The organism is Ensifer adhaerens, assembly GCF_020035535.1.
GTDB lineage: Bacteria > Pseudomonadota > Alphaproteobacteria > Rhizobiales > Rhizobiaceae > Ensifer.
The window spans coordinates 2028627-2042484 of record NZ_CP083349.1; the positions used below are offsets into that span (position 1 = coordinate 2028627).

The window sequence follows — 13858 nt, forward strand, 5'->3', positions numbered from 1 at the left end:
AAAGAGTGTCCCCCTACAGCGCCCAAGCGTTCTTCATGCCCGCAAAGTCACTGTAACTTGCAGCCGCCATGCTAGAGGAGAAAGGCTTTCTCTGGTGTTAATGAGCGCCCGGCGAAATGACGAGGTCGCGTGCCGACATGGCACGTTCCAGCCGCTTCGACCACGGCAAGCCATCAATGCCTCGGCGCCGCGCCACGCCGCTCGTCGGCCGTCTTGCGAATGACGTCGGCGATCTCCGGATTGCTGCTCGACAGCATCTGAAAATCCTCCGAATAGAGCGTAAGCAGCGAAACCTCGGTGGCGGCACTGACGGTTGCCGAGCGCGGCTCGCCCGTTATCAGCGCCATTTCGCCGAAGAAGCTGCCGGGGCCAAGTTCTATCGGCGTCGGCAAAGGGGTGGCGATGCTCACACGCCCCTCGACGATGAAGAACATCTGGTCGCCCGCCTCGCCCTTGCGGCAGATGATGGCGCCGGCCGGCACCACCCGCGGGCGCAACGCCCGCACGATCTCGACGAAGGCGGCCGAACCGAGCTTCTCGAAGAGCGGCACCGCCGCAACCAGCTGCCAGTTGCGCACGAAGTCCTGGCGGCGCACCTCCTCGAAAAAGCCGGTGGCGAGAATGCCGGCCCAGAGAGCGAAGATGCCGATGCCGCTCATCATCACCAGGCCGGCAAGCACCCGCCCGGCAAGCGTCTGCGGGATCTCGTCGCCATAACCGGTGGTGGAAAGCGTCACCACCGCCCACCACATGGCCTGGGGAATGCTGCCGAACTTCTCCGGCTGGATATCGCGCTCGATGAGATAGGCGACGAGCGATGCGCCGAAGAGGACGATGCCGAAGAGCGAGGTGACGCCGATGAGATTGGGTGCGGCCCGTGACACCACCCGACCGAGAAGCCGGAAGAAAGTGGAGTGGCGGAGCGGCTTCAGCAGCCAGACGCCGCAATAGAGGCTCTGATCCCGGGTGCTGGCAAAAAGGAAGCCGACAAGCGGAACGATGACCGCGATCAGATCGATCGTCGCTTCGGGCACAGAGGCGCGGCCGTCCCTTGCTCCGAGCGCCATCAGCGTATCGGTGAGTTGCAGGACATAGAAGCCCCAGATCCCGACGAGGAAACCCTCGAGGGCAAGACGCGCGGCAGCGCCAAAGCTCGTTGCGGTCAGCGCCGCAACAACCACGAGCCCAGCCGCTGCCAAAATTCCATTGGCAGCGTCCGACATCCTCAACAAAGGCCGTGCCGACATTTACTCCCCCAGCGGCCCGCCACCCGCGCGGCAGTCTCGACCGCCGGTGAGATCAAAGCAGTAACGCTTTGATCTAAAGCACAATTCCATTCATGAATCGATGCTCAAGTAAAGAAACGCGGAAATCCGGAGACGAACCGCTCTAGAAGCGCCCGCCGGCGGCTCTCGGTTGCCGATCCTCTTCGAATTGTTCGGCCCCATCCACCGGCCTCAGCCAGGCCTCGCGGCGCTTGATCCAGAGCTCGTAGCTCGGCTTCAGGGGCGTCGGCGCTTCGGTGAGGATGCCGAGCTTGACCTCGGCCTCCTGTTCATCGACCGAAAAGACCCGCGAACCGCAATGCCGACAGAAGCAGCGCCCCTGAAACTCGGCAGTTTCACCGCTGGATTCGAACCGGGCCGCCGGCCAGATGCCATAGAAGGTGAAGGCGGAGCCGCTTTCCTGCCGGCAGTCGGTGCAGTGGCAGATGCCGACCCGCGTTGGCTCGCCGCGCACCGAAACCTTGACTTGGCCGCAAAGGCATTTTCCCGAAAGTATCGCCATGACTTTATCCCGCCTCGTAACTGCCGATATCTGAACCGGAAAACGACGCGTTCGGCTCTTGGGTTCCGTCGGAGCCACCGGCCGGCGCAGCGCTGTCGCGGAACCTTTCGCCTTTTGACGTCTTCTGCGGATATCGAAAACGGAGGGTAACCGCGATGGCGCATGCCGACGAACAGGAGATCATCGACCTCGAACAGGAGTTCTGGCGAACCATTCTGGAGAAAGACACCGAAGCGTCCATGGCCATGCTGCCCGAACGCTCGATCGTCGTGGGCGCGCAGGGCGCGGCGGTACTCACCCGCGACGACTACCGCAGGATGGCCGAGCAGGCCGAGAATTCCTGGAAGCTCAAATCCTTCCGCCTTGACGACGTCAGCGTGATCTTTCCGCGCGCGGACGTGGCCGTCATCGCCTACACGGTGACCGAAGAGATGGACGTCGATGGCGAGCCTTTGACGTTGAAGGCCGCCGACGCCACCACCTGGATCCGTGAAAACGGTGGGTGGCAGGCCTCGCTCCACACGGAATCCGTCCTCGGCGATCCCTTCGGCCGCGACCGCAAGGCCGCATAAGGTCCCGATTCATGCCGGAGCGGCCAAGATCGCTGCCGAGCGAAGTGAGGCGCGCGACAGGCGGCGCGCGCCAATCCCTGACCGCCTCATCCAATCCGATAAACCGTCTGCACCGCCGCTCGTTTTCGGTGTAGGATGCCGGCATGAGTGAAGCTCAGCCTCTCTTCGACATGCTGCGCCAAACCGTGCAGCCCGAGATTGCCGCAACTCTGGAGCGCTTTGTCCGGGAGGCGGCGGACCGCAAGCTCTGCCGCGTCAATGCGCTTGCCTTTGCCGCCGAACAGGGACTCAACGAGGAAAAGACGATCGCGGCTTTCCTGCACGCCTCGCGCCTCGGTCTCTTCGAGCTCTCCTGGAATGTGCTGTGCCCCGGCTGCGGCGGCGTGCTCGACGCCAACACCTCGCTGAAAACCGTGCAAAGCGACACCTATACCTGCTCGCTCTGTGCTGCCGGCTACGAGCCGACGCTGGATGAGATGGTGGAGGTCACCTTCACCGTGAGCCCGCGGATACGCCACATCGAGGCCCACAACCCGCACGAACTGCCGCCGCTCGAATATTTCCGCCAGGTCTATTGGGGCTCCGGCATCGAGCTGCCGGACGAGGGCTACGAGGCGCAGGTCGACGATTTCATGCTGGAGGCGCTGGAACTGCCGCCCGGCGAAAAGGCGGTAATCTCGCTGCAGCTGCCGGCGGAGTTCATCATCGTCTTCGAGCCCGTGACCCATGCCGCGCAGTTCATTGACGTCAAGGGCGAGCCGACCAGGGAGCGGCGCACGCTGTCGCTGGTCTTCGATCGCGGCCATCGCCACGACGAGGCGCTGGTCATGCAGCCGGGCCCGCTGCGTATCCAGGTGGAGAACCACACGGATGTCCGCACCCTGCCCTCGGTCTGCATCGCCAACGATGCGCTGCACGACATTCTCGGCCGCCGCCGGCCGTTCCTGACCGCCAAGCGGCTCCTCTCCAACCAGACCTTCCGCGACATCTACCGCACGGACACGATCGACGTGGACCAGCGGCTGAAGATCACCAGCCTCACCTTCCTGTTCTCGGATCTGCGCGGCTCGACCGAGCTTTACGAACGGGTCGGCGATCTCGCCGCCTTCGATCTGGTGAAGACCCACTTCAGCGTCGTCAACGAAATCGTCGCGGCCGAAGCGGGTGCGGTGGTGAAGACGATCGGCGACGCGGTCATGGCAACCTTCCCGACACCGGACCGGGCCGTTGCCGCCGCCATGCGCATGCGCGAGGCGATGCGGGAGCTCAACGATAACAGGGGCTCCGAGGATCTGTTGCTGAAGATCGGCATCCACGAAGGCCCCTGCATCGCCGTCAGCCTCAACGAGCGGCAGGACTATTTCGGCCAGACGGTCAACATCGCCTCACGCGTCCAGCATCTTGCAGGCTCGCGCGAGATTTTCGCCACCAGTTCGGTGCTCGACGACCCGCGCGCCGCGGGCCTGCTCAGCGACCGCGGCCTCAATCCGCAATCGCACAACGTCGCTCTGCGCGGCATTACCAACGAGATCAGCATTTTCTCGATCCCGTGAGCCTGGCCGGGAACGGAACGCGTATCTCCCGCGAGCGGCGATCAGCGTTCGGGCAACCCGGATTGCCGTAGCCCCTCGGCCATCTGATGCTGCCACTGCGGTATCCTCTGAAACCAGGGCAGCGCCCGATACCGCTCGATCGTGAACCCTGGCTCTGCTGCCAGCAGCTTCTGCGCCGCCCATCGGGCGGTCTCCATGTCCCCGGTCATAGCCGACCAAGCCGCGAGGTGGCGGTAGGACCAGGTCACATCAGGATAGTTGTTGACGACGTCCTGGGCTATCGCGATGGCTTGAGGGAGAGCCCCTTGCATGGCCATGGAAAAAGCCATCCCCAGTCTCATGTTGAATGCGAGCGGGTCTCTCGGGCTCAGCGTCATCCCACGCCGGAACCGCTCGGTTGCACGCGCGGGATCGTCCGTGAAGATCGCGATCCAGCCGAGGCGAGCCCATGCCCAGGCATTGTTCGGATCAAGCGCCAGCGCCTTTTCGATAAAGGTGGCGGCGCGCTCCTGATCGCCGCAGATGCTCGTTGCCGCGCCAGCCGCAGTCAAAGCAGTCGGATCGTCGCTGATCGAGCCTGCAACTTCGATCGCTGCACGTGCCTGATCCAATTCACGCTCCGGCTGGTCGGTCCACAGATAGGAAGCGTTCGAGGCGTGGCACCAGGCCAAAAGCGCATGCGCGCGGCCGTAGCTGGGATCGACGGAGATCGCCTGCCGAAGCAGCTCGATCGCCTGGTTGTTGCTATCCTTGCGACGCCCCCAGAGATTGGGGAAGGCGCGCATGACGAAGTCATAGGCGCGCAGACTGGCCGGCGGCTTGCGCTTGGCAAGCTCGATCTCGGCATCACGGATGGCCGGGTGAATGGCCCCTGCCACCTGCGCGGCGATCCGATCCTGGAACTCGAAAATATCCTCGATTGCGCCCTCGTAGCGGTCCGACCAGGATTGGGTCCGCGTCTCGGCGTCGACCAGTTGCACGGAAATGCGCAGCCGGTCGCCGCCGCGGCGGACGGTGCCTTCGACCACATAGGTGACGCCGAGCTCCCTGCCGACGTCACGCACGTCGACGAAACGCCCCTTGTAGGTGAAAGCGGACTGTCGCGCGATGACGAAGAAATCCCGGACGCGCGAGAGCGCCGCAGTGATCTCCTCCACGACACCGTCGACGAAGTATTCGTCGCCTTGACCGCTGAGATTGTCGAAGGGCATGACGACGATCGACGGCTGGTCCTTGCTGCGACCGGCCAGCGGCGCCCCGTCGAGGATGCCGCCTCCGACAGCGATCTCATCTTGCCAGTCGACCCGGAAAACCAGAATGGGCCGGGGGATGTTCTTCAAGTTCCGCTCGCCGAGGCTGGTCAGCCCGAAGGACACCTTGCCGTCTAGATGTTCGCGCACCGCCCCGGAAATGCAGATGCCCGACGGAGCGGCGATCTCCTGCAGGCGCGCGGCGATATTGACCCCGTCGCCGAGCAGGTCGTCTCCCGACACGACGATGTCGCCGAGATTGACACCGATGCGAAACTGCAGGCGGCATTCGGCAGGCATATCTTGCGCATCGAGAAGACCGCGCTGGATTTCCACCGCGCAGCGGACGGCCTGAACAGCGCTTGGAAATTCGGCGACGAGACCATCGCCGGCACTGCCGAAGATGCGGCCGCCATGGGCACCCACCAATTCGGCAATCCGACCCCGGCACAGCTCAAGCGCGCGAAGCGTGTTCTCTTCGTCGAGCGCTGCGAGGCGACTGAAGCCGGCGACATCGGCCGCAAGGATGGCTGCGAGCTTTCGATCCACAACGGTGACCGCTCCTGTGTCGGAGGATTTCGTTGCGTTTAATATGCGTGAATTTTCGAATATTCACAGATGCATATAGCAAGCCGGAGCCGATGAAGACCACTGCCGGGCAAGGAGCACCCCCGGCAGCCGTGCCGCGTGACAGCTTGCCCTTCTGCGGCCTGTCGGCGCCCTAGACCACAGGCGGCATCAAGGTCAACACGTCGCCATCATCCGGAATGAGCAGCCTGGTCAAGGCGATGCCATGGGCGCTGGCGGCGGCGCGCAGGTCGCCTCGGCTGACCGTCGCATGGTCGAGCGCCTCCATATGGGTGGCAACCACGATGCTCTTTTTGGAGGCCTCGCAGACCGCGATCGTCTGCGCCGCATCCATCACGATCAGGGCGCCGTCCCAGCGCGCACCGCAGGAGTGGGTGACGATCACATCCGGCTTCGTGTCGTGGATGGTCTTTTCGACGGCCGGATAGAGTACCGTGTCGCCGGCCCAGTAGACCGTCGGCTCGCCCCTGGCCTCAAGGCTGAAGCCCATGACCGGCCCCATGTCCTGAACGACAGGACCAAGGCCGTGGCTGCCGTCGCGTCGGGTGAGCTTCAGGCCCTGCCACTGCGCCTTGCCGAGGAGTGGCGTGACGTCGCGAAAGCCGGCGCCGCGGATCGCCTCCTCGTCGCCCGGCTGACAGAAAATCGGCAGGCCCTTCGGCACGCGATGCTTGGCGGTGTCGTCGAAGTGGTCCTCGTGCAGGTGCGAGAGGATGACGAGGTCGACGCCTGCGAGAATGGTGTCGGTGTCGAACGGCAGATCGACCAACGGATTGGGCGCACGCCCGGCAAAGGACGGCAGGCTGTCCTTCGGCCCGAGGAAGGGATCGATCAGGACCGTGTGACCGGCATAGTCGAGCTTGAGCGTGGCGTTGCGGATAAGCTGGAGTTTCATTGGGGGTCCTCCTTTGCCGGAACCGGCCTTGATTGTCGCGGCGATCCTTGCGCATGCGGCAGCGAAATCAAGCCCCGAAATGACGCGCAAGGGTTGAGAAACGCCATCGCCCGTCACTCCGGCCCCTGTTTGAAGGCGGCAGCATGCGCTGCCCCCTCACCGCCAGCCGCAATCCCACGGCTGGCCCCTTGCCACCCGGTGGCAGGCAAAGGCGCGGCCGCAGGAATGGGTGGCGGTGATCGTCGTCCGGCCGCGGCCGGAGCCGCGGGCAAACATCTGCCGGAAAGCGACACCCGCATTTTCAGGGCAACTGGCAAAGCTCTTCTTCTGCAGTTCGGCCGGCGGGCTAATCGCGCGGGTGCCGGCGTTTTTCTGCGGTGTCTTGACCATGCCTTGCGTCTCGCCCGGTTGCGGCAGCTTCGCCTCGCGCCGGATCGTGACGCAGCGACCGTCTCTTGCCTCTTCATTGCGGCCGCAGGCAAGCGGACAGATCCGCACCTTCTCCGACTTCAGACGATCGAGTACGTCGCTGGAAGGTTCGAGCGTCGCAAGTTCGAGCTTGCCGTACTTAGCGAAGGCTTCGAGCGCCCTGCGACTGCCGGCACCCCAGACGCCATCCTCGCTGCCGGCGCGACAGCCGAGCCGATTGAGCTCGACCTGTACTGAACGGGCCAATGTCCTGTCATCGGCATTGGGCGCAGCCAGCACCGGATCGATGGCCGCCACGGCCTGGCCACCCGATCCGTCGTTGACGCCTTCGGATGAAGGCGCTGAAGTCCGCTCGATGATCTTGATCTTTGCCTTGGCGAGCGATGCGAAGGCACCGCCCGGATATTGCTGCAGATAGGCGTCGAAGAGGTCGCGGTCGGTCGCATCCTTGATCGTTTCCCAATAGGCAAGCTCGGCGGCCTGACCCGTCGCGGGCGCCTCGGCCGGCGCCGGCTTGCCGTCAACGGCGGGCTTCAGCACCACTTCCCCGGTCAGCGAGGAATTGTCCCAGGGAACCTGCTTGCCGCCGGTTGCCGCCAGCACGTCGCGGCGCACATCGATCAGCTCGCGCGTGATGTCGCGCCCCGGCTGGCCGAGATGTTTCAAGAGCGCCGATGTGAACGGCGAATTGCGCCCCGATCCGTCGAGGGCAACATTGCCGGGCTGGGTGGAAAAGGCGATCAGCGTGCCGATGCCGGTGCCGACCTTGGCCAGACCACGGCCGACCGAGGCGGAACGCGTGCCCATCGAGCGGGCGAGATTGACCGCCAGCGGATTGTCGCGGCAGGCGTCGAGCAGGATGATATTGACCCGTGTACTGCGCTCCATCGCCGACAGGATCAGGTTCATCGGCACCGCCTCGAACTCGAGATCGACAGAGGAAGCGAGCGTGGCATCGACGGGGGCGAGATAATTCTCGCCGTTCACCTGCAGGCCGTGCCCGGCATAGAAGAACAGCGCCAGATCGGCGCCGTCGAGCCGGCCGACAAAGTCGCGCAGCACCCGCCGCACTCCGGCAAGGTCGAGATCCGCGCCGGCCACCACCTCGAAGCCGAGCCCTTCGAGCTTGGCCGCCATGTCGTGGGCATCATTGCCGGGATTGGGCAAGGCGGCCACATGCTGATAGGCGGAATTGCCGATGACCAACGCAACGCGCTTCTCGGCCAGCGCCTGCGAGGCGCAAAGGACCAGCAGAATGGACACGGCGATGCGAAGGAATGGCATGGCTCCCCCGGCAATTCGCTGATGATCGCGACGATGCGCGTCAGCCCTAACGACCAAGCGTGCTACCTGCAATGGGTCCTGTCAATGCAAGGACGGCGCCCACCAGACCCCACGCCTGGTTCATTGTCATAACGAGCGAGACCAGAGTTTCATTCGCTGATCATTTGGGATTAGGCATCAATCTCGCAGGCCGGCCATGTGGAAGATCCGCGCGCCGACACGCTTATCAGCAAGGGGCGTGACCTGCCGTCAGCAGCGGCTACCAGCGCATTGAACGCATGGATCTGGGAGAGAATATCAGGATTGTCGCCCGGCAACGGCGCGAGACGGTCGCACCGTTGCGGCGGAATGGGAAGGTTACTTCACGACGACATTGCCGTTGACGATGTCGACATTCTCGTCGCCCTGCAGGCCGATGCGGTCACCGCTTGGCGCCGTCACGAAACAACCGCTCGGGCAGATCATTTCCGTTGCTCCGGATGCGATGGCCACTTCCATGCGGCTTTCGCCCTCGACGACGACCAGGACGGCGGTCTCGCTGTCCTTGTTCGTGACGGTCGCGGCACTGGCAGCACCCGCCGTCGGCACGTAGGCCATCAGCACGCCGGAAAGCAAAGCAATCACAGATTTCTTCATCGCCCATCGGCGCCCGACGCGCCGCCCTCTTGCCGAGCCGGCCGCCCCGTCGGTTTCGCGACGCTGCGCCGGCCACCTCTTCAGCCGGTGACAAGCGTAGTCGGTCACCGAAAGAATTGCATGCTTTTTATCTTGGGCTGGCTGAATAGGCCGTGAATGCTCCGTTTATCAGCGGTTTGGGTTGGAACGCCGGCTGGCGGCGCGCCGGGCGCTGCCTTCCTCCACGCGCTCCTCGTCCAGCGGCGCTGCCGAAGCCGTCGCTTTGCTCGACGAGGTCGCCTTGGCCGAAACCCTGTCCTCGGCAGGGGTCGCGCCCTTCGGCTCGCCAACCTTCTCCGGCTCGTGGCTCTCAATGCCCGTCTGGTCCTCTACCGGCACGTCCTCGATCTTCACCGGGAACGGCTCGCCGATGCCTTCATCGCGGAAGCGCTCGTAGATCGACACGCGCAGGTCGTTGCGCACGCCACCACCGGTCAGCACGTCGGCCACGTAGATGCGGAGTTCGAAGGTCATGCGATCGTCGCCAAACGCAGTGAAGCCGACGCTCGGCGACGGGTTCTTGAGCACCATCGGATGGGCGGCGGCGATCTCGGACAAAAGCTCCATGATCCGACGCGGCTCGCTGGCATAGGTCACGGTGACGGCGATTTCGGAGCGGCCGAGCTTGTTGCGATGCGTCCAGTTGCCGACCGAGGCGTTGATCAGCAGCGAGTTCGGCATCATGATCGACTGGTGCTGGAAGGTCTCGATCTCGGTGGCGCGCACCGAGATGCGCTTGACGAAGCCTTCGGTCGTGCCGCTGACGATCCAGTCGCCCACCTTGAACGGCCGCTCGACGAGCAGGATCAGCCCCGAGACGAAGTTCGAGACGATGTTCTGCAGGCCGAAACCGACGCCGAGCGAGAGGGCACCGGCGACGAGCGCGAGGTTCGAGAGATCGATGCCCGCCGCCGACAGGCCGATGAGGCCCGCAAGGCCGACGCCGGTATAGCCGATGCCGGTGCGGATGGAGTTGCGCACGCCGGCATCGACCCGGCTGCGCGCCATGATGTTGCCGTCGATCCAGCGCTGCACGAAGCGGGTGACGACATAGCCGAGCGCAAAGAACAGGACGCCCGCGAGAATGCCGACCAGCGAAATGGTGATCGAGCCGATCTTGATCTCGGTCACCATCCGGTAGGCCCAGGACTCGATGTCGGCGATCTGGAAGCCCCACTGCAAGAGGATCAGCGGAATGAAGAAGAGAACGACCAGCGCATAGATGCTGAGGCCCGCGGCAAGACCGATCTGGTCGAGCGCCACCTGTTCCAGATTGTAACGCCGCTCCAGATAACGCCCGGCCGCCGTCTCGGCAAAGGCGCCCTGCTTTGCCACCGCCCGGCCGGTGAGGATGCCGATATACATCGTCACCAGGATCGCGCCGGTGATGATGATCTGCGTGGCGATGAAGCGCGCGAGACCGACATAGCCGGACACGGCGGCAATGATCAGCAAGGCGCCGGTCGCAAGCAGCGCGAAGGACACGACCCGCGGCCAGGCGTGGCCATGCCCATCGAAGGACTCGTCCTTTCGAAGTGTCGGCTTGATCCAGGCCGACGCCATGATGATGAGGCCGATGACGATGGAGGCGATGTAGCTCTTGACGACGGTGAGGACCACCGGCGAGCCGAGCGCCTCGCTGACGCCGCCGAACAGGTAATCGAGACCGTTGACCAGCGCCATGGCGAAGATCGCGATCATCAGCATCCTGGCGCCGCGATCGGAAACCCGGACGAGCCGCCAGCGCGCATCGCGCGGCGACAACACCGCCTGGGCGAGCCTGGTGACGAAGAACACCACCACCGCCACCCCGAGCGTAATGGCAATGATCGGTGCGATGTCGGAGCGCAGCACGTTGAAGCCACGCAGGAACAGGAAGCTCGAGATCGCGAAGGCGGCCGAGGCGATCGTCGGGATCAGCGTGGACCAGAAGGCGACCGACAGGCGGCGGAAGTAGCTCGGCTCCTCATCGGTAATGTCATGCTCGATCCAGGGACGGAACAGCCTGCGGCTGCCCGAAAGGAACACGAGCGCCGCCAGGAGCGACAGGAACAGCGCCGTCAGGAGCGGCACGCGCTTGTAGTTCCAGGCAAAGCTCAGCCAGCTCCCGACACTACGCGAGAGCACGCGGGTTTCGTCCGCCGTCGCCGTCAGCGCGTCGTCGAACATGCCGGTCGAGACTTCGGTGTTCTTCAGGAGCGTGTTGGAAAACAGCGCGCGCCTTGTCGCGGTAATGGCGTTGGAAAGCTTGGTCGCCTGCACCGACAGGCCCTCGGCCTCACCGGTCAGCGCGTTGATGGCACCGCGCTCCGCCACGAGGCGCTTGCGCTCGGCGGACACGATATCGGCCTCCGCGGGCTGCCCTTCGGCCGGCGGGTCGCCAAGTTCGGTGAGCCGCGCCTTGATCTCGTCGAGGCGTGGACGGGTCGAGACCGACACGCCGATGATCTGCTTGAAGAGTGCATCGACCTGCACCTTCAGTTCGGCAAGCGCGGTGTCATCGTCCTTCGCCTTTGATACGAGGTCCGTCAGCCGCTTCAGCTCGTCGCCAGCCTTGGCAAGCTGTTCGGTCGCCTGGCTCTGGCCGGGCGCTGCGCCATCGTCCTGCGCTGCGCTCTGCGCGGGAGCAGGCGCGGTCTGGGCCGGTTCCGCGGTCGTCGCGGCCGGCGCGGCCACATCCGGCGTCGCGTCGTTTGCACCTGGCTGGGCGTTATCCTCGGTCGGTGTCGTCGCCTTGCCAGCAGCCGGCTGCGATGCGGTCTGCGCCGACTGGGCCGGTTGCGTCGACTTCTGGCCGGACTGCGTTGTGCCCTGGGCGGTACCTTGTGCCGGCTGCGCCGCCTTCTGCGCTGCAACCGGACCGGCAGTGACCAGCCCCAGCAGGCAGATGAGAATGGCAGGCAGTTTTCCGACAGAACGCAATTTCATAGTCCTTGCAGGTTGAGACCGTGGAGCGGAATCGCGTCAGTGGCCATCCCAATGCGATGTGAATACGAAAGACGGCGGAAAGATGCAAAACCCGCCGTCAATTGCGCTCCAGCGTCGGATTTTTCGTCAGAATCCGGCACCCGGCCTTGCCAGATAGGCAAGCTCGGCGTCTGTCGAGACGCGAGCCAGCAAGGCATTTCGATGCGGGAAGCGGCCGAATTCCTCGATCACCTCGCGGTGGCGGATGGCGTAGTCGAGATATTCGGCATCGCCAAGCTCGGTGAAAAGCTTCACCGACATGGTCTGGTCGGTCAGATTTTCCGAATGCTCGAGGGGCAGGTAGACAAAGGCGCGCGCTTCCGGCTTGATCGCCATGTCGGCGCCGTTGCCGACGGCGAGCTTGGCCTCGTGCAGCGCCAGACAATCGGTCGCAAAGGCCAGCGGCGTACCGCGATACATGTTGCGCGGCAGCTGGTCGAGCAGGATGATCGCCGCCAGCCGGTTCTCCGGCGTCGCGCGCCAGATCTCGCCGACCCCGCGGGCCAGCCCCAGGTGCGACGCCTGGAAGCGGCGAATGCAGGCGTCGTCCAGTTCGTGGCTGACGGTGAACCAGTCGTCATAGGTGAGCTCGCCGAACCAGAAGTTCAAAACGTCTTCCGGCGTGCAGATTTCAACTTCTCTCGTCATTTTTTCCCTCATGCCGCTCTGCTGCCGGCCCTGCCCTTGTCGAACCGGAACGGCAGCCATGCATGCGCTAAGACATAGGCGCGCAACGGCCCATGTCCATGCATGACCAGTGTCCATGCATGACCAATGCCGATGCACGCCTTACGCGCGCCGCGTGAGGATGGCAACAAAGGCGATGCCGCCGACAATGCCGGTGACGACGCCGATCGGCATATCCTCGGGCGCCATGATCACCCGAGCGACGAGGTCGGCGAGGATCAACGTCAAGGCGCCGAAGAAGGCCGAGAGCGGAATGACCCGGACATTGTCGCTGCCGGCAAAGAGCCGCACGAAATGCGGCACCATCAGCCCGACGAAGCCGATTGCGCCTGAAAAGGCCACCATCACCCCGGTCAGGAGCGCGGTGACGACGAAGAGCGTCAGCCGGAAACGGCGTACGGGAATACCGAGCGTCGTTGCCGTCTCGTCGCCCATGGCAAGCGCGTTGATCTCACGCGAGCGCACGACCAGCCAGCCGAGCGAAACGAAGAGCACCAGCGCCGGGTAGACGAGATGCGGCCATTGCGCGAGGCCCAGGCCGCCGAGCATCCAGAAGATCACCGTGTGCGTCGCCCGTGGATCGCCGAGGAAGATCATGAGATTGCCGACCGAGGTCAGCACGAAGGCAACGGCGACGCCGGCAAGGACCAGGCGATCGGCACTGGTGCCGAGCGCGCGGGAAACGAAGGCGACCAGCACGGTGGCAAGCAACGCGCCGCCAAAGGCAAAGAGCGGCACCGTGAGAAGGCCGAGGATCATTCCGGTATGCAACAGCGCGACGATCGCCCCGAGCGCCCCGCCGGAGGAGACGCCGAGCAGATGCGGATCGGCAAGCGGATTGCGCGTCACCGATTGCAACACGGCGCCGGTCAGCGCCAGGCCGGCGCCGACAAGCCCCGCCAGCATCACCCGCGGCAGGCGCACGTCCCAGACGATGCTTTCGCGCCCGGCCGACCAGAAGGCCTCGATACTGCCGGGCACAAGCTTTCCGGCAACGATCGACCAGACGGTGGTCACGGGGATCGGCGCCGAGCCGAGCGACACGCCGGCGGTCACGGTCAGAAGCAGCAGCAGCACAGCCGCGAACAACCCGACCCCGCCGCGGAGCGCCCGCGCCGGGGAAACCCGCGAAACGGCAACGGGAACAGCCGACGTATCCTCAGCCAGCAT

11 protein-coding genes are annotated in these 13858 nt (G+C 64.6%); 2 read left to right on the forward strand and 9 right to left on the reverse strand.

The genetic code is table 11. The annotated features are described in order from the left end of the window. Positions 1-173: 173 nt before the first annotated feature. The gene (locus tag LAC81_RS09940; RefSeq protein ID WP_223727682.1) at positions 174-1247 is read right to left on the reverse strand and encodes a cyclic nucleotide-gated ion channel; all 1074 of its coding nucleotides are present in this window, start codon (positions 1245-1247) and stop codon (positions 174-176) included. A 142-nt stretch (positions 1248-1389) separates the two neighbouring features. Further along, positions 1390-1788, reverse strand: coding sequence for a GFA family protein (locus tag LAC81_RS09945; protein WP_223727683.1), 399 nt, complete (start codon positions 1786-1788; stop codon positions 1390-1392). Between the two features lie 155 nt (positions 1789-1943). On the opposite strand from LAC81_RS09945, the gene LAC81_RS09950 reads away from it, so the two are divergent. Together LAC81_RS09950 and LAC81_RS09955 are read left to right on the forward strand one after the other, a co-directional pair. Continuing rightward, positions 1944-2360: a nuclear transport factor 2 family protein gene (locus tag LAC81_RS09950; RefSeq protein WP_223727684.1), complete on the forward strand. Its 417-nt coding sequence runs from the start codon at positions 1944-1946 to the stop codon at positions 2358-2360. A gap of 143 nt (positions 2361-2503) precedes the next feature. After that, positions 2504-3913 (forward strand): adenylate/guanylate cyclase domain-containing protein, encoded by a 1410-nt coding sequence (locus LAC81_RS09955; protein WP_223727685.1) that lies wholly within the window; start codon positions 2504-2506, stop codon positions 3911-3913. A gap of 41 nt (positions 3914-3954) precedes the next feature. On the opposite strand, the gene LAC81_RS09960 is transcribed toward LAC81_RS09955, so the two are convergent. The 7 genes from LAC81_RS09960 to LAC81_RS09990 form a co-directional block, all read right to left on the reverse strand. Then, on the reverse strand, positions 3955-5712 hold the full coding sequence (locus LAC81_RS09960; protein ID WP_223727686.1) for an adenylate/guanylate cyclase domain-containing protein: 1758 nt from the start codon (positions 5710-5712) through the stop codon (positions 3955-3957). 172 nt (positions 5713-5884) lie between these two features. Then, positions 5885-6646, reverse strand: a complete 762-nt coding sequence (locus LAC81_RS09965) for an MBL fold metallo-hydrolase (protein ID WP_223727687.1) — start codon at positions 6644-6646, stop codon at positions 5885-5887. Positions 6647-6802: 156 nt separating this feature from the next. After that, positions 6803-8359 (reverse strand): caspase family protein, encoded by a 1557-nt coding sequence (locus LAC81_RS09970; protein ID WP_223727688.1) that lies wholly within the window; start codon positions 8357-8359, stop codon positions 6803-6805. A 357-nt stretch (positions 8360-8716) separates the two neighbouring features. Then, positions 8717-8995, reverse strand: a complete 279-nt coding sequence (locus LAC81_RS09975; RefSeq protein WP_162768842.1) for a hypothetical protein — start codon at positions 8993-8995, stop codon at positions 8717-8719. Between the two features lie 168 nt (positions 8996-9163). Further along, positions 9164-11962: a mechanosensitive ion channel domain-containing protein gene (locus tag LAC81_RS09980; protein WP_419195812.1), complete on the reverse strand. Its 2799-nt coding sequence runs from the start codon at positions 11960-11962 to the stop codon at positions 9164-9166. Between the two features lie 126 nt (positions 11963-12088). Continuing rightward, complete coding sequence (locus tag LAC81_RS09985) at positions 12089-12649, reverse strand: DUF924 family protein (protein WP_223727689.1); 561 nt, start codon at positions 12647-12649, stop codon at positions 12089-12091. Positions 12650-12790: 141 nt separating this feature from the next. After that, a complete protein-coding gene (locus LAC81_RS09990) occupies positions 12791-13858 on the reverse strand; it encodes a FecCD family ABC transporter permease (protein WP_223727690.1) in 1068 nt (355 codons plus the stop codon).